Here is an 18,598-nt window from a genome sequence, read left to right on the forward strand (position 1 = left end):
ATCTCTCCTCTTGGTCTCGCTCGCCTAACCCCTTATGGGGAGGCCTCACCTGGGGAAGGGCCCGAGACTATATGTTTCTTTTTGCAACCTTAGCCGAAGCAACGCAATATGTGAACTTCCACGACCTGATGGGAGAAAACAGCGAAATCGCGTTCAGCGTCTTCGGCTGGCCGATCCGCTGGTATGCGCTCGCCTATCTCGCCGGCATCTTTCTCGGTTACTGGTATCTGCTCAAGCTCATCGATCAGCCGGGCGCCCCGATGGCGCGCCGCCATGCCGACGACATGATCTTCTATGCGATGCTCGGCATCATCCTCGGCGGCCGGCTCGGCTATGTGCTTTTCTACAATCTCGAATCCTATATCGCCAAGCCGGTGACGATCTTCAAACTATGGGACGGCGGCATGTCGCTCCATGGCGGCGTCATCGGCGTGCTGATCGCGATCTGGTATGTGACGCGCAAGGAAAAGCTCAGTTTCCTGCGCTTCTGCGACTATATCGCCTGCGTCATTCCCTTCGGCCTGTTCCTCGGTCGCATCGCCAATTTCGTCAACGGCGAGCTGTGGGGGCGGGTCACCACCGTGCCCTGGGCGATCATCTTTCCCGAAGGCGGCCCCGATCCCCGCCACCCGAGCCAGCTTTACGAAGCCGGCCTCGAAGGGCTGCTGATGATGGCGGTCCTCTCCTGGCTCTTCTGGCGCACCCAGGCGCGCTACAAGCCCGGCTTGCTCGTCGGCATGGCGTCGATCATCTATGGCGTCAGCCGCTTCGTCGTCGAATATTTCCGCGAGCCCGACATCCAGCGCATGAACGTCGTCGAGGCCACCGGCCTGTCGATGGGCCAATGGCTGACCGTGCCGATGATCCTGATCGGCCTCTGGCTCGTCTTCACCGCCAAGGGCCGCCGCCAGCGCGTCGAACCGGTTGCGGGACCCGATGCCGTTGCCTGACGGAAATCCGCTGCCCCATCTCTGGACGAACGGCGCGGTCAGCATCGCCGACTATATGGCGGCGGCGAACACGCATTATTACGCGACCCGCGACCCGCTCGGCCCGGCGGGCGATTTCACCACCGCGCCCGAGATCAGCCAGATGTTCGGCGAACTGGTCGGCCTGTGGTGCGCCGACCTGTGGGACCGCGCCGGACGGCCCGCCTTTCGCTATGTCGAACTCGGCCCCGGCCGCGGCACGCTGGCCGCCGATGCGCTGCGCGCGATGCGGCGCTTCGGCTGCGATCCTGTCGGCATCGAGCTGATCGAAACCAGCCCGGCGCTGCGTACGGCGCAGTTGACGCGCGTGCCCGACGCCGCGCACCATGACGCGATCGACAGCCTGCCCGGCGACGCGGCGCTGATCGTCGTCGCCAATGAATTTTTCGACGCCCTCCCGATCCGCCAACTGGTCGCGACGCCCGAGGGCTGGCGCGAACGCCTGGTCGCGCGCGAAGGCGCGCGGCTGGTGACGCGGCACGGCGACGTTCCGGTCGACAGCGACGTGCCGCCACTGCTGCGCAGCCAGCCCGTCGGCGCGGTCGTCGAAACCAGCCCCGCCTCGACCGCCGTCATGCAGGGCTGCGCGCTGCGCATCGCGCGCACGGGCGGTGCGCTGCTGGCGATCGACTATGGCTATCGCGGCCCCGTGGCCGGCGACACGCTGCAGGCGGTATCGCAGCATCGCTACGCCGATCCGTTCGAGCGCGCCGGCGAGGTCGACCTGACCGCGCATGTCGATTTCACCGCGCTGGCCAAGGCGGCGCGCGACGCCGGATTGCAAATCGTCGGGCCCGTTGGCCAGGGCCTGTGGCTCCAGCGCCTCGGCATCGACGCGCGGCTGCAGTCGCTGATCGCCGCCGCGCCCGACCGCGCCGAACAACTCGAAGGCCAGCGCCACCGCCTCGTCGAAGCGGGCGAGATGGGCGAATTGTTCCAGGCCCTCGCCGCACACGCCCCCACCTGGCCAACCCCTGCAGGATTTGCCGCATGACTGCCCTGACCCCCGCGACCCTCGCCGATGCCAACGCGCTGTCGGATTTTTCCAATGCCGCCTTCACCGCGACCTTCGGCCATATTTATGACCCCGCCGACCTGGCGTTCTTCCTCTCGACGTGGAATCCGCCAGAGAAGCTGCGCGCGCAGATCGCCGACCCCGACTGGGCGATCATGCTCGTCCGGGGTGAGAACGGCGACATCATCGGCTACGCCAAGATGGGCCCGCTCGAATTCGACCTGCCCCCCGAGCAGCCCACCGACGATGCGGTCGAACTCCACCAGATCTACCTCGCCGAGGCCGCCAAGGGCAGCGGCGTCGCCGGCGCGCTGATGGATTGGGGCATCGCATGGGCGCGCGAGCGGGCATCGACGCTCTACCTCACCGTCTTCACCGACAATCCGCGCGCGCAGGCGGTGTATCGCCGCTATGGCTTCTACGACGTTGGCCGCAACGAGTTCCGGGTCGGCAACCATGTCGACGAAGACCGCTTTTTCCGGCTCGACCTGTGAGCCCGCCCTTCGTCCGGTCCGACGCGCTCGCAGGCGTGCCCCATGGCTTTTTCGGCCGTCGCGGCGGCGTCTCGACCGGCGACCTCGCCTCGCTCAACTGCGGCCTCGGCTCGGGCGACGACCCGGCCCTGATCGCCGAGAATCGCCGCCGCGTCGCCGAGACGATCCGGCCCGGCGCTGCGCTCACCAGCCTCTATCAGGTCCATGGCGATCGCTGCGTCATCGTCGATGACACGACCGACCTCGACACGCGGCCCGAGGCCGATGCGCTCGCCACCCGCACGCCCGGAATATTGCTCGCTATTCTCACCGCCGATTGCGTGCCCGTGCTGTTCGCCGACCGCGAGGCCGGGGTCGTCGGGGCCGCCCATGCCGGCTGGAAGGGCGCGATCGCCGGAGTGACCGACGCGACGCTGACCGCGATGGAAAGCCTCGGCGCCGCGCGCGCCGACATCGCGGTTGCGATCGGCCCGTGCATCGGCCGCGCCTCCTATGAAGTCGACGAGAGCTTCGTCGCGCGCTTCCTCGGCGACGATCCTGTTAACGAACGCTTCTTCGCGGCGGGCAAACCGGGTCATGCGATGTTCGACATCGCCGCCTATGTCGCCGCCCGGCTGGCGGCGGCGGGGGTCACGCGAATTGCCATCGGGGGGCAGGACACTTATGCCGAGGCGGACGAATATTTCAGCTATCGCCGCGCCTGCCACAAAGCCGAAAACAGCTATGGCCGCCAACTATCGGTGATCGGACTGGCGTAACCAAAAGGGGAGAAGAGCGTGCAGGCCTTGGCGATACCGCGCAAACGGCTGGTTTCGATCGTCGGCGGGTCGCTCGGCAATCTCGTCGAATGGTATGACTGGTTCGCCTACGCCTCCTTCGCCATTTATTTCGCCCCCGTCTTCTTCCCCAAGGCCGATCCGACCGCGCAGCTTTTAAGCACCGCCGCGATCTTCGCGGTTGGTTTCATCATGCGCCCGATCGGCGCTTGGGTGATGGGGCGCTTCGCCGACACGCGCGGGCGCAAGGCGGGGCTGTCGCTCTCCGTCGCCTTGATGTTCAGCGGCTCGCTGCTGATCGCCGTCGCCCCCACCTATGCGGTCGCCGGACTGCTCGGCCCCGCGACCTTGCTCGTCGCGCGCATGTTGCAGGGGCTGTCGCTCGGCGGCGAATATGGCGCCAGCGCCACCTATCTCTCCGAAATGGCGCCCAAGAAAAATCGCGGTTTCTGGGCGAGTTTCCAATATATGACGCTGATCGGCGGCCAGCTCTGCGCGATCTTCGTCGCGGTGGTGCTGCAGGGCTTTTTGACCGAGGAGCAGCTCACCGCCTGGGGCTGGCGCATTCCCTTCGTCATCGGCGCGCTGCTCGCGCTCGGCGTCTATATCCTGCGCCGCAACCTTGCCGAAACGCCGTCGTTCCAGAATCAGGCGGTCGACCGCCCCGCCTCGACCGCGAAGCTGCTGTGGAAAGAGCATCGCCGCGAGTCGATCCTCGTCGGCATCCTCTCGGCGGGCGGCGGGCTCGGCGCTTACACCTACACCAGCTATATGCAGAAATATCTGTTCAACACCGTGGGTTTCGACAAGGCGACCGCGACCTATATCATTGCCGCCGCCCTGCTCTGGTTCACCGCGATGCAGCCGGTGTTCGGGGCGCTCGCCGATAAATTCGGACGCAAGCCGATGCTACTGCTCTTCGGTATCGGCGGCGCGATCGCCGCCGTGCCGACCTTCCTGACGCTCGAGACCGTGACCTCGCCGATCGTCGCGACCTTGCTCATCATGGTCCCGCTGACGCTGCAAAGCGGCTACAGCGCGAACAATGCGCTGGTGAAGGCCGAGCTGTTCCCCGCGCATATCCGGGGCCTCGGCGTCGCCCTGCCCTATGCCATCGGCAATGCGATGTTCGCGGGCACGCTCGAAATGGTCGCGCTCGGCCTGAAGGGCGCTGGGGTTGAGTGGATCTTCTATTTCTACGTCGCCTTCGTCATCGCGGCGGCGGGGGTCGCGACGCTGATGCTCCCCGAAACGAAGGAACGCAGCCTGATCGTCGAGGATTGACGCAATCGCCGGGTGACCGGCGGTCAAAAGCGCGTTAGTGGCATTTGAAACTATATTGCGCAGGAGTCTTTATGCCCCCCATCGACAACGCCGACCTCACCGGCACCACGCCGCGCCGCGCGCCCAAGAAGGACGTCACCCGGATCGGCGACCGCGAGCTGCAGCCCTCGACGCTGATGATGGGCTATGGCTTCGACCCGATGCTCTCCGAAGGCTCGCTGAAGCCGCCGGTCTTCCTGACCTCGACCTTCGCCTTCGAAAGCGCCGCCGCAGGCAAGCGCCATTTCGAGGGGATCACCGGCAAGCGCCCCGGCGGCGCCGACGGCCTCGTCTATTCGCGCTTCAACGGCCCGAACCAGGAAATCCTCGAGGCGCGCCTCGGCGTCTGGGAAAAGGCCGAGGATGCGCTCGTCTTTTCCAGCGGCATGTCGGCGATCGCGACCCTGCTCCTCGCGCACGTCAGCATGAACGACGTCATCGTCCATTCGGGTCCGCTCTACGCCGCGACCGAAACGCTGATCGGCCGCATCCTGTCGCGCTTCGGTGCGAAGTACGTCGATTTCCCCGCCGAAGCCTCGCGCGCCGAGATGGACGCGATCCTGATCCGCGCCAAGGAGATGGCCGAGGCGCAGGGCGGCAAGGTCGCGATGGTTTATCTCGAAAGCCCGGCGAACCCGACCAACGCGCTCGTCGACGTCCAGGCGATGCGTGCCGCGACCGACGCCGCCTTCGCCGAAGGCGCGCGCCCGCCGATCGCGATCGACAACACCTTCCTTGGGCCCCTGTGGTCGAAACCGCTCGCGCATGGCGCCGACATCACGCTGTACAGCCTGACCAAATATGCCGGCGGCCACAGCGACCTCGTCGCGGGCGGCATCGTCGGCTCGAAGCATTGGCTCGGCCCGATCCGCATGATGCGCAACACCATCGGCACGATCTGCGACCCCAACACCGCGTGGATGCTGCTGCGCAGCCTCGAGACGATCGAATTGCGCATGAGCCGCGCCGGCGAAAATGCCGAAAAGGTCTGCGCCTTCCTGCGCGATCATCCCAAGGTCGACGGACTCGGCTATCTCGGCTTCCTGCCCGAAGGGTCGCAGAAGGACATTTTCGACCGCCATTGCACCGGCGCCGGATCGACCTTCTCGCTCTTCATCAAGGGCGGCGAGGAGGAGAGCTTCCGCTTCCTCGACGCGCTCAAGATCGCCAAGCTCGCGGTCAGCCTCGGCGGCACCGAGACGCTCGCCAGCCACCCCGCCGCGATGACGCATCTGTCGGTGCCGGACGAACGCAAGAAGGCGCTCGGCATCACCGACAATCTGGTGCGCGTGTCGATCGGCATCGAGGACGCCGACGATTTGATCGCCGATTTCGCGCAGGCACTAGACGCGGTTTAAGAGTCCCCCTCCCGCTTGCGGGAGGGGCTAGGGGAGGGCCTGTCGGTCAGGGCAGCCTTGAATAGACACGCCCTCCCCCGACCCCTCCCGTAAACGGGAGGGGAGAATTACCGCCCTTTCCGCGCCCGCCAATCGACCACCGACCACCCCATCCGGGGCGCAAGCTTCTTCAGCTTGCGCGACGGCGTCGTCGCCACCGCCTCGTCGGCGAAGTGCAGCATCGGATGGTCGGATACATGGTCCGAATAAGCGCGGATATGCGCGGCGTCGCGGATGATCGCGTTCGCCGCCATCCAGTCGGAGATGCGCGCGAACTTCGCCTCGCCATAACAATTGTCGCCCGACAGCCGCGCATGGACATGGTCGGCGCCATCGGGCTCGTCGAGCCGGGTCGCGAGCACATCGTCGATCCCCAGCCGTTTCGCGATCGCGTCGACGTAGAGGTGGAAAGAGGCGGTCGCGAGCAGCACGCGATATCCGGCGGCGCGGTCGGCCTCCAACTGCGCCAGCGCTGCGGCATGCAGACCCCGCGCGATCACCTGATCGGCATAGCTTTCGGCGAGCGGCGCAATCTCGTCGCGGCGGAAGCGCGGCCCGACCAGCAGCCGCAAATTGATCGCCTTCAACCGCGACCGGTCGATCAGGCGCAGCGCATAAGCGACCCCTGCCAGCCCCACCAACGGGGTCAGCAGCATCCGCCATTGCTGTCGCCGCCGCACCACATGCATCAGGAAACCGCTGTAGGTCCCCGCGCGCGTGATCGTGCGATCCATGTCGTACATCGCAATCCGGTGGGCCGGCGATGGTTCGGGAACGACGATATTATCATCCATGGGCAGTGCTTTAGCGCGCGGCGGCGCCAGGGCCAAGGCCGCGCGATCGCGACGAGCCGATCGGTGGAATGGCTTGCCGTTATTCGCCAAATAATACAAAGTCGTCGGCGATGGTGGCCAGGGCGGATTTCGAACAGAGCGAGGGTGCCGATGGCGCCCAGGTCCGCTTCACCGGGCGTTTGACGCTCGCGCGGCTCGGTGACGTGCCCGCCCGGCTCGACGCGTTGGGACCGATCGCCTCGCTCGATCTCTCGGCCCTCGAACGCATCGACACGGTGGGGGCGTGGATCGTCACCCGCACCGTCAACGAACATGGCGCCAGGGTCACCGGCGCCAGTCCGGAGGCGCAGCGGCTGCTCGACGCGCTCGCCAGCGACAAGAGCGAATATCGCGTCCACCGCGACCGCCGCGCGCCGCTGATCCGGATGCTCGAACAGCTTGGCGTCGCCAGCATGGCGGTGTGGCACGAACTGCTCGGCATCATCGGTTTCCTCGGCGCGATGATCATGGCGCTCGGCACCCAGATCCGCGCACGCCGCCGCCTGCGCTGGAACGCGATCGTCACGCGGTTCCAGACGGTCGGCGTCGACGCGCTCCCCATCATCGGCCTGATGACCTTCCTGATCGGCATCGTCATCGCGCAGCAGGGCGCGGTGCAGCTCCGGCAATTCGGGCTGGAGGTGTTCACGATCAACCTCGTCGGTCGCGCCTCGATCCGCGAGCTCGGCCTGTTGATGACCGCGATCATGGTCGCCGGCCGCTCGGGCAGCGCCTTTGCGGCGCAGATTGGCACGATGAAGCTGACCGAGGAAATCGACGCAATGCGCACGATCGGCGTCTCGCCGATGGAGGCTATCGTGCTGCCGCGCGTCGCCGCCGCGACGATATTGATGCCGCTGCTCGGCTTCTATGCGAGCATCTGCGCGATCATCGGCGGCGGGGTGTTCTGCTGGATCGGGCTCGAAATTCCGCCGCTCACTTACATTCAGCTGCTCCGCGATATCATCCCGATGACCGATTTCTGGGCGATGCTGATCAAGGCGCCGGTGTTCGGGGTGCTGATCGGCGTCACCGGCTGTTACGAGGGCATGCAGGTGCGCCAGAATGCCGAGGAGGTCGGGCAGCGCACCACCTCCGCCGTGGTCGCGGCGATCTTCCTCGTCATCGTGCTCGACGCCTTTTTCGCGGTCTTCTTTTCGTCGATCGGATGGAATTGATGGCCGAAGAGAGCGAGCAGCAGCAGGTCCGGGAGGAGCTCGCCGCCGCCGACGCGGTGCGCCCCGAACAGTTCGACCGCGCGATCTGCGTGCGCGGCCTCGTCAACAAATTCGGCGACGCGGTGATCCACGACCATCTCGACCTCGACGTCCGGTCGGGCGAAATCCTCGGCGTCGTCGGCGGGTCGGGCACCGGCAAGTCGGTGCTGATGCGCTCGATCATCGGGCTGCAGACCCCCGACGCGGGTGAGATCGAAGTCTATGGCAAGTCGCTCGACACCATCGCCGACGAAGAGGAATCGCGCGACCTGCGCCGCCGCTGGGGCGTGATGTTCCAGGGCGGGGCGCTGTTCTCGACGCTGAGCGTCGCCGAAAATATCCAGGTCCCCCTGCGCGAATATTATCCGCGCCTCGACCAGAAATTGCTCGACGAGATCGCCGCTTATAAAGTGGCGATGGTCGGCCTGCCCCCCGACGCCGGCCCCAAATATCCCGCCGAACTGTCGGGCGGCATGGTCAAGCGCGCCGGCCTCGCGCGCGCGCTCGCGCTCGACCCCGCGCTGCTCTTCCTTGATGAGCCGACCGCCGGGCTCGACCCGATCGGCGCCGCCAAGTTCGACGAATTGTTGCGCGGCCTCGCCGACACCATGGGGCTCACCGTCTTCCTGATCACCCACGACCTCGACACGCTCTACGCCACCTGCGACCGCGTCGCCGTGCTCGCCGAAAAGAAGGTGATCGCGATCGGCACCATCCCGGAACTGCTTGCCACCGAGCATCCGTGGATACAGGAATATTTCAACGGACCGCGCGGCCGGGCTGCGGCGGGATGCAACCAAACCGCGCAGCGGCGATAGGAACGTCAGATGGAAACACGCTCGAACAACGTCCTCGTCGGCGCCTTCGTCCTCCTCTTCACGGCGGCGCTCGCCTTTTTCGTCGTCTGGCTCGCCAACGACAGCGGCGGCGACAAGCGCGAATATGACATTTATTTCAAACAGTCGGTCGACGGGCTGAACAAGGGCGCGCAGGTCCAATATTCGGGCGTTCCGGTCGGTCAGGTCACCCGGATCGCGCTGCTCCCCAACGACCCGCAATTCGTCCGCGTCCGCATCGAAGTGAATGAAGGCGTGCCGATCGTGCAGGGCACGACCGCCGCGCTCGAAGGCGTGGGCTTCACCGGCGTGTCGCAAATCTCGCTCGCCGGCGGGGTCAAGGGCGCACCGCCGATCACCGACAAGGGACCCGACGGCAAGCCGACCATTCCGGTGCGCGTCGGCGGTCTCGGCGAACTGCTCAACACCGCGCCGCAACTGCTCCAGCGCCTGTCGACCTTGACCGAGCGCCTCGCCGAACTGGCCGACGACAAGAATCAGGACAGTTTTGCCGGCATCCTCGAAAATGTCGAACAGTCGACCGCGATCCTCGCGCGCAACGGCCCCGCGATCGAAAAGGCGCTCGCCGATACGCGCATCGCAATCCAGCAGACCGGGGTCGCCGCCGAACAGATCGGCAACCTCGCCGCCTCGGCGCAGGGGACGATCGACCGCAATGTCGACCCCGCGATGAAGAATCTCGCCGATACGCTGAAATCCGCCAACACGTCGATGAAGACGCTCGAAGGCGCGATCGCCGATGCCCGCCCCGGCCTCAAGACCTTCAGCGAAACGACGATCCCCGAAGCCAATGCGCTGATCCGCGACCTGCGCCGCACCTCGGCCTCGCTCTCCAGCCTCACCGACAAGCTCGACCAGCAAGGCGCGGGCGCCGTCATCAGCGGCAGCAAGCTGCCCGACCATAAATAATGAGGAAGACACCCGTCATGCCCAGCCTCGTCCGCCGCGCCCGTACCCCGCTGCTGCTCGCTTTTGCGGCCGTGTCGCTCTCGGCCTGCTTCAGCCTAGGCGGCAAGGTGCCGCCTTTCCTGCTCACCCTCGATGCCGACGCGGCGCCCGTCGCCGGCGAAGCCCGCACCGCGAACGAAGGGACGACGCTGACGATCCTCGTGCCCACCGCGCCGCAGAAGCTGCGCACGACGCGCATCCCGGTGCAGGAGGACAATGCCAGCGTCACCTATGTCAAGGACGCCCAATGGGTCGAGGCGCCGCAGCGGCTGTTCCAGCGGCTGATTTCGGACACGGTGTCGGCGCGGACCAGCCGCGTGGTGCTCGACGAGGGGCAATATCTGACCGCGCCGGGCGATCAGCTCGCGAGCCAGCTCGTCGAATTCGGCGTCGACGCGCGCACCAATGAGGCGGTTGTCGTCTATCAGGCGATGCTGGTGTCGTCGGCGGGCAAGACCGTCACCCAGCGCCGTTTCGAAGCGCGCGAGGCGATCGGCGGCAAGATCGAGGCCAAGCCGGTCGGCGAAGCCCTGACCCGCGCAGCGAACAAGGTCGCGGTCGATATCGCGACCTGGCTGGGCAGCTGACGCCGCCCAGCCGCGCCTGCATCAGTCGCCGTCGCGGCTCGCTGCCGGCCGCGTCCAGCCTTTCTTGTACTTCTCGAACCACGCCAGGATCGCCGCCGCCTTCGCCGCCGATTGCGACGGGCGCGCCGCGATGCCGCCATGGCTCGCGCCGGGCACCTTGATCAGCGCGGTCGGCACCCCGCGCAGACGCAGCGCGGTGTAATATTGCTCGGACTCGCTGACCGGGGTGCGATAATCCTCGCTGCCGACAACGACCAATGTCGGGGTCTCGACATTGCCGACGAGCGACAGCGGCGAGCGCGCCCAGAAGAGTTCGGGCTTTTCCCATGGCATCGCCCCGAGCCAGTAGCGGCCGAAGAAGGCCGGGCCGTCGGCGGTGAGCGCCTGCGTCGTCCAGTTGATCACCGGCTTCTGCGTCACCGCCGCCTTGAAGCGCTGGGTCTTGCCGACGATCCAGCTCGTCAGCACCCCGCCGCCCGACCCGCCGGTGACGAACAAGGCGTCGGGATCGGCGATGCCAAGCTCGACCGCGCGATCGACGATGCTGATCAGGTCGAAATAGTCATTGCCCGGATAGGCCTTGTCGATCTCGTTCGCGAAGGCGGCCCCATAGCTCGTCGACCCGCGCGGGTTGGCCGACAGCACCGCATAGCCCGCCGCGGCATAGAGCTGGTTGTCGGTCGAGAAATGCCCGCCATAGGCCGCGAACGGTCCGCCGTGGATTTCGAGGATCAGCGGCACGCGCTGGCCCTCGACATAGCCCGGCGGCAGCGTCAGCCAACCGTCGATCGCCTTGCCGTCGAAACTCGACGCGGTGGTGATCTTGCGGACCGCGCCAAGCGCCTTGACCTCACGCAGGCTGCGGTTGAGGTCGGTCAGCATCACGGTCTTGCCGCCGCGCGCCAGTTGCACCTCGGCGGGGCGGGTCGCGGTGCCGCCGGTGAAGGCGATCGCGTCGCCCGCCGATACCGAAAAGCTGCCGCCGGTATAGGGCCGGTCGAGCCCGCCACCCGACAGACCGCTGGCGACGCCACGCACCGATCCATCGAGCCCGATACGCGCGACCTTCGTTTCGCCGCGATCGTCATATTGGACATAGACGCCGCCATTGTCGGCATCCCACAGGATCGCATCGGCGCTATAGTCCCAATTCTGGGTCAGGCTGCGGCGCCCCGATCCGTCGCGGTTCATCACATAAAGCTGCGCATTTTCATAAGCGCGCAATTTGTCGTCGAACCCGACATAGGCGATCAGCTGGCCATTCGGCGACACCACCGGATTGCCGTCGGGGCCGTCGCGATCGGTCAATTGCGTCACCGCGCCGCTCGCGACGTCGAGGCCGTAAATCTCCCCCTCGACCGGATCGTTTTGCCAATCAGGTTTGCGGTTCGCCCCGAAATAGAGCGTGCGCCCGTCGCGCGACCAGCTCAGCGGCCCGCCGTCGTGATAGGGACCAAAGGTCAGCTGACGCGGCGATCCGCCGGTCGCGGGGACCACAAAAACCTTCTCGAAACCCGGCTCAAGCTCGCCTTCGCCATCAGCGCGATAGGCGAGCAGGTCGTGAACCTCGAGCGGCTTGGCCCATTCGGCGCCTTCGGGCTTGTTCGCTGGCGCCGAACCGAATTTCGGCCCCTCGTCCTTGACCAGCATCGTATAGGCGATCGACTTGCCGTCGGGCGACCAGGCGATGCTCGATGGGCTGGTCGGCAGTCCGGTCAGCCGTACCGCCTCGCCCCCGTTCATCCAGCGCACCCACAATTGGGCGCTGCCGCCGGCGGTCGAGGCGTAGGCGAGGCGCTTGCCGTCGGCCGACCAGCGCGGCGAGAAGGCCGCGCCATTCTGGCCCGCGACCGGCACTTCCTCGCCGCTCTGGGTATCGATCAGCCAGATCGAGCTCACCGCCTTGTCGGACATGATATCGTTCGCGCGGCGAACATAGGCGATCCAGCGCCCGTCGGGGCTGATCTGCGGATCGGCGGCGATCGACAGGTCGAACAGGTCGGCGCCGGTGAAGCGGCGCTCGGGCGCGGTGCGCGCGCTGCCGGCGGCGGAGGCGGCCATGGGCGCTGTCGCTGCGGCCGCGGGTGCCGTCTGTTCCTCGGCAGCCGTTTCCTGAGCCGCCGCCAGCTGCGGCGCCAGGACCAACAGGCTCGCGCCCAAAATTGCCAGTTTGCGCATCGAAACCCTGCCTTTCTTTTCCGGTGACCGGACCATGCGGCTATTTCCCGTCGCCCGGCAAGGGCATAGCAGATGCCAGCCGCAGGTGCCCGCGTCTAGGGCTGGCGCGAGACGCCTGCGCCGAGGCCATCCCCCGCGACCAGCGAGCGATAAACCTTCGCCACGCTTTCCGACGCCGCATCCCAGGAATAGGCAGCGCTGGCCTGGCGCGCGCTTGCCCCCATCGCCCGCCGTATATCGGGCGCGTCGATCAGGCGCAGGATGGCCTCGGCATAAGCGCCGACATCGCGCGCCGGGCACAGCAGGCCGGTGTCGCCATCGATCAGCAGCGCGCGGGCGCTGGGCGCATCGGCGCTGACCACCGGCACGCCGCACGCCATCGCCTCGAGCACGACATTGCCAAAGGTTTCGGTGGTGCTGGGGCCGAGCATGATATCGGCGCTGGCGACCGCACGCGCCAGATCGACGCCCTCCAGATGGCCGGTCAGGACGGCGCCGGGCAGCGCCGCAAAGGCGGCGGCGGCGGGGCCCGCGCCGACGACGAGCGCCTGCACCGGCGCGCGGCCCTGCAAGGCGCGCAGGACCTCCACGAAGACGGCCGCGCCCTTTTCGAGTACCAGCCGCCCGAAGAACAGGACGACGATGCTCTCGTCGGCGAAGCCCTGCGCGCGCCGCCAGGCGACATCGCGGCGCGCCGGAGAAAACAGCTCGCGATCGATCCCCCGGCTCCAGACGCTCGCACGGTCGTCGCCGCGCAGCCGCTTCATGTCGGCGACCAGCGTCGGCGTCGGCGCGACGACATGGTCGCTGCGCCGATAGAAGCGAGCAATATGCGCCTCGGTCATCGGGCGCGCCCAGCCCAGACCATAATAGTCGAGATAGGTCTCGAAATGCGTGTGCATGCTGGCAAGGATCGGGACACCCAATTTCTTGGCAAAGGTCTGCGCCCGGGTGCCGAGGATATCGGGGGTCGAGACATGCACGATATCGGGCGCGAAATGCGCGACGTCGCGGCGGATCGTCCCGGGCAGGCGCAGCGCAAGCTGAAACTCCTTGCGCACCGGCAGGGTGATCGACGGCACCGGGACCAGCGTTCCCGCAGGCTCAAAGGCCGGTGTCGCGGTCACCGGCGAATAGACGCGCACGTCGCAGCCTGCCTTGTCCTCGAGATAGGCGACCAGCGCGTTCAGCGCCTGGTTCGCGCCCTCGCGCAGATAATTGTAATTGCCCGAAAACAGCGCGATGCGCATGTCAGACCTGCCGAAAATTGAGCACGGCATTCAGCACGAACATTGCCAGCCCCGCAAAGACCGAGACGATGACGCGCGCCACCAGATAATGGATGCCGGTAAAAGCGAGCAGCGCCGCGAACAGCGCGACGGTAATCGCCATGCCGACCCCGGCATTGATCAGAAAGAGCATATAGCCGGTCCGCAACCCGCGCTCGGTGCCGCGAAATATCCACGTCCGGCCGAGCGCGTAGTGACAGCCATTGGCGATCAGGAAGCTGATCGCCGCCGCCAGCACCGCATTCATCCCGGCCCATTGGACCATCATCCACAGCAGGACCAGCCCGAGCAGGAAGACGAAGCTGCTGACGACGGTGTTGCGCAGCAGCATCGCCCCGACGCGCGGCGTCATCAGCCGGGCGATCAGGCCCCGCCGGCCATGATCCGGTGAGGGGACCGCGACAGCCGGCTTCCCGAGGGTCGGCCGGTCGTTCACGCCGCCGTCGACGATCGCTGCAGGGCAAGGGGACCGCGTTCCAGTTCCTGCGCGTCGGGCCAATCGGCGCGGCGCCGGGTCCGTGGGTTCAGGAACAGCGCCGGCAGTTTGAGGATCAGCAGTTCGGAATGAATGAAGCCGTCGATCGCGCGCTCCCACCAGCGCGGTTCGCGCCTGCCATGCGCGAGCAGCCAATCTTCATAGGGCGCCCAATGGCTGGGTTCGTCCTTCCGGATGATCCGGAAGATTTTCACCAAGACCGGGTCCGAGCGAACCAGGCGGCTGGCGAGCAGCGTTTCGACCTGCCGATAACCGCGCCTTTCGGTCAGCGCGATCACCCGGCACAGCCGTTCGAACAGCTCGTCGCGGTCGATCACCGCCTGGGTATCGAGACGGTCGATGGGGGTGCGAAAGATGATTTCGACGAACCGGTCGATGTGGCCAAAGGTCCGGTCGACGTCGAGCGGCATCGTCCCGCGCTGTTCGAACCAGCGGCGGAACATGACATAATGCTTGCGCTCGTCCGCCCGGTGTCCCTCGATCGCCGCGATCAGCCCCGCATCGTCGGGCGACCGGGCGCGAACGGCCTCCAATACGCGGTCGATCGCGGTGTATCCGCGATGCTCGTTATAGAGGTAGATCGACCCCAGCACATCGAGATAACGGTTGCGGACCCAGGCAAACATGCTTTTCTCCATGGGCCCACGATCGGTCTCTACGACCGCCGAACCCAGCCAAAGCACTACGTGCGCCTATCGGCGCGGTTCCGGTCGAGGACGGCGGCGGCTTTGGGCCGCCGCATCGTTTCGGCGCCCGGCGTCGTCACCCCATCAAGCTCTTGCTCGCCTGTTCGGTCGTATCGCGCGACAGGCCCGGCTGCGCCAATATGCGCTCCAGTTCGGCCTTCATCATCGCCGCGCGCTTGTCGTCGAAGCGTTTCCAGCGGCCGAGCGGCGGGATCATGCGTGCCGCCGTTTGCGGGTTCCTGGGATCGAGCGCGATCACCAGATCCGCGATCAATCGATAACCCGCGCCGTCGGGCTGGTGGAACGCCGCCTGATTGCCGGTCAGCGCGCCATAGAGCGAGCGCACACGGTTGGGGTTCGTCAGCGTGAAGTCCGGATGGTCTGCCAGCGATTTCACCGCGTCGATCGTGTCGGGCCGCATCGACCAGGCCTGCACCTGGAACCATTTGTCGAGCACCAGCGGATTGTCGCGATAGCGCTGGTAAAAGATATCGAGCGCATGGGTCCGCTCCGCGCTGTCGCCATGCGCCAGCGTCGCGAGCGCGGCTTGCCGCTCGGTCATGCCGTCGGCGTTCGAGAAGAGCCCGAACACCAGCCCCGGCACGTCGGCGATGCCGGTCGCGGCGAGATAGGCGATCGCGACACCGCGCAGGCGGCGGCCGCCCTTTGCCTTGGGGCTGAGGTCGGTCGCGGGCGGACAGGTTCCCGACAGGATCGCGCGCCACTCGCCCTCAAGCGCACGGCCGATCATCGCCTGCAACGCCAGACGCGCGCGGCGGATCGCATCGGGGTCGACCGTCACCATCTGGTCGCCGATGAAGGCCTCGCTGGGCAGCAGCACCGCTTCGGCGACGAAGGCCGGATCGCCGGCGCGGCCCGCGAGCGTTCCCGCGACCGCGTCGATCACCGCCTGATGGTCGACAGCCTCGCCCGATACCGCCGCAACCAGCGTGTCGAGCATCAATTGCTGCAACGCCTCATAGCGCGCGAAGGGATCGTCATCATGCGCCGCGAGCCAGGCCAGTTCGCCCGGGGCGCGGACATAATCGACGATCACCGGCGCCGAAAAACCGCGGTTGACCGACAAGGCCGGCCGCGCGGCGAAGGCGCCGAGCGGCACGCGCTGGCTGGCGCCGGTCAGCGTCACCAAAATATCGGGCATCGCCGCCCCGCTGCCGTCCATCGCAAAGGCCGCGAGGCGCAGCGGCATCAGCATCGGCTGCTTGTCGGGCTGGCCGGGCGTCGGCGGCACCGTCTGCGCCACGTCGAGCGCCCATTCGCCCGCGTCCTCGACCAGCGACAGGGTCAGCCGCGGCGTTCCCGCTTGCTCGTACCAGCGGCGGAACAGCGACAGGTCGATATCGCCGCCCTCCTCCATCGCGCGGACAAAATCCTCGCACGTTGCGGCCTCGCCGTCGTGACGCTCAAAATAAAGGTCGGTGCCGGCGCGAAACCGCTCGGGGCCCAGCAAGGTCGCCATCATCCGGATGATCTCCGCGCCTTTGTTATAGATGGTCGCGGTGTAGAAGTTCGAGATTTCCTGAAAGCTGTCGGGGCGGATCGGGTGCGCGAGCGGCCCCGCATCCTCGGGAAATTGCGCGGCGCGGAGCAGGCGGACGTCCTCGATGCGCTTGACCGGCGGGGAGCCCATGTCGGCCGAAAAGCTCTGGTCGCGAAAGACGGTGAACCCCTCTTTCAGGCTGAGCTGAAACCAGTCGCGACAGGTGACGCGGTTGCCCGACCAATTGTGGAAATATTCATGCGCGACGACGCCCTGCACCCCGTCATAATCCATGTCGGTCGCGGTGTCGGCATCGGCGAGGATGTAGCGGGTGTTGAAGACGTTGAGCCCCTTATTCTCCATCGCCCCCATGTTGAAATCGCTGACCGCGACGATGTTGAACAGGTCGAGATCATATTCGCGGCCATAGACGCGCTCGTCCCACGCCATGCTGTCCTTCAGCGCCTGCATCGCGTGACCGGTGCGGCTCTCGTCGCCCGCGCGCACCCAGATGCCGAGCTCGACCTCGCGCCTCGACATCGTCGTGAAGCGGTCGCGATTGACCACCAGGTCGCCCGCGACGAGCGCGAAGAGATAGGAGGGCTTCGGCCAAGGGTCCTCCCAAAGCGCCCAATGCGTGCCGTCCGCACCCTCGCCCTGTTCGACACAATTGCCGTTCGACAACAGGATCGGGAAGCGCGCCTTGTCGCCCGCCATGCGGACCTTGTACCGGCTCATCACGTCGGGGCGGTCGGGGTGGAAGGTGATGCGGCGAAACCCTTCGGCCTCGCATTGCGTGCAGAGCATGCCGTTCGACGCGAACAAGCCCATCAGATTGCTGTTGCCGGCGGGATTGATGACGGTGTCGACCGCGACGGTCGCGCGGGTGCGATCGCCCAGGTCGACGACCAGATCGCTGCCCTGCATGCGCCAATCGTTCCAAACCGCGCCGTCGACCCGCACTTCGAGGGGGGTGATCGCGTCGCCGCGCAGGGTCAGCGGCGCGGGCGCGTCGCTGTGGCGCTCGACCGACAGGCTGGCCGACACCCTCGTCTCGTCGATGCCCAGCGCAAAATCGAGCGCCACGTCGGGGACCTGCCATTCGGGCGGGCGATAATCGCCGCGGTGGATGGTGACGGGGATGGCGGGCGTCGAAGAGGCATCGGTCATGGATGCGGGTCTAGGCTTGGCCCGCAGCCTGCGCAATAAGGTGCGGCATGGGTGAGATGCTGATCTTGGGAATGGGCTATGCTGCGGGCCATGTCGCGCGGCGGCTGGAAGCGCGCGGCTGGGAGGTGGCGGGTACGACACGCGAGGGTCAGGGTGCCACGATAGCCTTTGAAAACAGGGATCTGGTGCTCAAAAAGTTGCGCACCGCAACGCACATTCTCTCGTCGGTGCCGCCGGCCGACGGCGTCGATCCCGTCTTGCAGGTCTATGGCGAAGCGATCGCCCTCGCCCCCGCAACCTGGGTCGGCTATCTGTCATCGACCGGCGTTTACGGCGACTGCGGCGGCGCCTGGGTCGACGAAAGCGCGCCGATCAGGGGCCGCCGGGCCGACCGCAACGCGGCCGACGCCGCCTGGCAGGCGCTGCGCGGCGACGTGTCGGTGTTTCGCCTCCCCGGCATCTACGGCCCCGGTCGCTCGACCCTCGATCGCATCGGCGAAGGCCGCGCGCACCGCATCGCCCTGCCCGATCAGGTTTTCAGCCGCGTCCATGTCGACGACATCGCGGGCGGCGTCCTCGCCTCGTTCGGGGGGCCAGCGGGCGTCTACAACCTCGCCGACGACGAACCCTGCCACCAGAACCGGCTGGTCGAATGGGGCTGCGCGATGCGCGATGCGCCCTTGCCGCCGCTGCAGACGCTGGACAAAGCCGGCCTGTCCCCTGCGGCGCGCGCCTTCTATGCCGAGAACCGTCGCGTCGCCAACGGCAAGGCCAAACGCCTGCTCGGCTGGACGCCGCGCTATCCGAGCTTTCGCGAGGGGTTGGCTGCCTGTCTGTAACCG

At 66.8% G+C, this 18,598-nt stretch carries 17 protein-coding genes; 11 read left to right on the forward strand and 6 right to left on the reverse strand.

Translation table 11 applies throughout. The annotated features are described in order from the left end of the window. The first annotated feature begins 71 nt into the window (after positions 1-71). The 6 genes from lgt to ACREB7_RS12275 all read left to right on the forward strand — a co-directional run bounded on the left by lgt (position 72) and on the right by ACREB7_RS12275 (position 5,955). Complete coding sequence (gene lgt / locus ACREB7_RS12250; protein WP_431592555.1) at positions 72-950, forward strand: prolipoprotein diacylglyceryl transferase; 879 nt, start codon at positions 72-74, stop codon at positions 948-950. Continuing rightward, on the forward strand, positions 937-1,983 hold the full coding sequence (locus ACREB7_RS12255; RefSeq protein ID WP_431592556.1) for a class I SAM-dependent methyltransferase: 1,047 nt from the start codon (positions 937-939) through the stop codon (positions 1,981-1,983). Before lgt ends, ACREB7_RS12255 begins: the two co-directional genes overlap by 14 nt. Continuing rightward, positions 1,980-2,498 (forward strand): N-acetyltransferase family protein, encoded by a 519-nt coding sequence (locus tag ACREB7_RS12260; protein WP_431592557.1) that lies wholly within the window; start codon positions 1,980-1,982, stop codon positions 2,496-2,498. Before ACREB7_RS12255 ends, ACREB7_RS12260 begins: the two co-directional genes overlap by 4 nt. Further along, complete coding sequence (gene pgeF / locus ACREB7_RS12265) at positions 2,495-3,256, forward strand: peptidoglycan editing factor PgeF (RefSeq protein WP_431592558.1); 762 nt, start codon at positions 2,495-2,497, stop codon at positions 3,254-3,256. The genes ACREB7_RS12260 and pgeF overlap by 4 nt, the downstream gene beginning before the upstream one ends. Before the next feature lie 27 nt (positions 3,257-3,283). Beyond that, complete coding sequence (locus ACREB7_RS12270; protein ID WP_431592571.1) at positions 3,284-4,558, forward strand: MFS transporter; 1,275 nt, start codon at positions 3,284-3,286, stop codon at positions 4,556-4,558. A 71-nt stretch (positions 4,559-4,629) separates the two neighbouring features. After that, on the forward strand, positions 4,630-5,955 hold the full coding sequence (locus ACREB7_RS12275) for a cystathionine gamma-synthase family protein (RefSeq protein ID WP_431592559.1): 1,326 nt from the start codon (positions 4,630-4,632) through the stop codon (positions 5,953-5,955). 107 nt (positions 5,956-6,062) lie between these two features. On the opposite strand, the gene ACREB7_RS12280 is transcribed toward ACREB7_RS12275, so the two are convergent. After that, on the reverse strand, positions 6,063-6,788 hold the full coding sequence (locus ACREB7_RS12280) for an HAD family hydrolase (RefSeq protein WP_431592560.1): 726 nt from the start codon (positions 6,786-6,788) through the stop codon (positions 6,063-6,065). Between the two features lie 110 nt (positions 6,789-6,898). Here ACREB7_RS12280 and ACREB7_RS12285 point away from each other — a divergent pair, with 110 nt between their 5' ends. From ACREB7_RS12285 to ACREB7_RS12300, 4 genes are read left to right on the forward strand one after another with little or no spacing between them, the layout of a single operon-like run. Next, positions 6,899-8,005, forward strand: a complete 1,107-nt coding sequence (locus ACREB7_RS12285) for an ABC transporter permease (protein WP_431592561.1) — start codon at positions 6,899-6,901, stop codon at positions 8,003-8,005. Then, positions 8,005-8,862, forward strand: coding sequence for an ABC transporter ATP-binding protein (locus ACREB7_RS12290; RefSeq protein WP_431592562.1), 858 nt, complete (start codon positions 8,005-8,007; stop codon positions 8,860-8,862). Before ACREB7_RS12285 ends, ACREB7_RS12290 begins: the two co-directional genes overlap by 1 nt. 9 nt (positions 8,863-8,871) lie before the next feature. Next, the gene (locus ACREB7_RS12295; RefSeq protein WP_431592563.1) at positions 8,872-9,810 is read left to right on the forward strand and encodes an MlaD family protein; all 939 of its coding nucleotides are present in this window, start codon (positions 8,872-8,874) and stop codon (positions 9,808-9,810) included. Between the two features lie 17 nt (positions 9,811-9,827). Continuing rightward, positions 9,828-10,436: an ABC-type transport auxiliary lipoprotein family protein gene (locus ACREB7_RS12300; RefSeq protein ID WP_431592564.1), complete on the forward strand. Its 609-nt coding sequence runs from the start codon at positions 9,828-9,830 to the stop codon at positions 10,434-10,436. A gap of 21 nt (positions 10,437-10,457) precedes the next feature. Here ACREB7_RS12300 and ACREB7_RS12305 read toward each other — a convergent pair whose 3' ends face one another. From ACREB7_RS12305 to pepN, 5 genes are all read right to left on the reverse strand, one after another. Further along, positions 10,458-12,614 (reverse strand): S9 family peptidase, encoded by a 2,157-nt coding sequence (locus ACREB7_RS12305; protein WP_431592565.1) that lies wholly within the window; start codon positions 12,612-12,614, stop codon positions 10,458-10,460. 95 nt (positions 12,615-12,709) lie between these two features. Continuing rightward, positions 12,710-13,864 (reverse strand): glycosyltransferase family 4 protein, encoded by a 1,155-nt coding sequence (locus ACREB7_RS12310; protein ID WP_431592566.1) that lies wholly within the window; start codon positions 13,862-13,864, stop codon positions 12,710-12,712. Position 13,865: 1 nt separating this feature from the next. Beyond that, entirely contained in the window at positions 13,866-14,255 is a 390-nt protein-coding gene (locus ACREB7_RS12315) for a GtrA family protein (protein WP_431592567.1), read from the reverse strand. Between the two features lie 80 nt (positions 14,256-14,335). Then, positions 14,336-15,025: a ferritin-like domain-containing protein gene (locus ACREB7_RS12320; RefSeq protein WP_431592568.1), complete on the reverse strand. Its 690-nt coding sequence runs from the start codon at positions 15,023-15,025 to the stop codon at positions 14,336-14,338. A 136-nt stretch (positions 15,026-15,161) separates the two neighbouring features. Continuing rightward, positions 15,162-17,756, reverse strand: coding sequence for an aminopeptidase N (pepN, locus tag ACREB7_RS12325; RefSeq protein ID WP_431592569.1), 2,595 nt, complete (start codon positions 17,754-17,756; stop codon positions 15,162-15,164). 47 nt (positions 17,757-17,803) lie between these two features. Here pepN and ACREB7_RS12330 point away from each other — a divergent pair, with 47 nt between their 5' ends. Further along, complete coding sequence (locus tag ACREB7_RS12330) at positions 17,804-18,595, forward strand: SDR family NAD(P)-dependent oxidoreductase (protein ID WP_431592570.1); 792 nt, start codon at positions 17,804-17,806, stop codon at positions 18,593-18,595. Positions 18,596-18,598: the final 3 nt, after the last annotated feature.

The sequence above is a fragment of the Sphingopyxis sp. genome, assembly GCF_050725615.1.
In the GTDB taxonomy this organism is placed as follows: domain Bacteria; phylum Pseudomonadota; class Alphaproteobacteria; order Sphingomonadales; family Sphingomonadaceae; genus Sphingopyxis.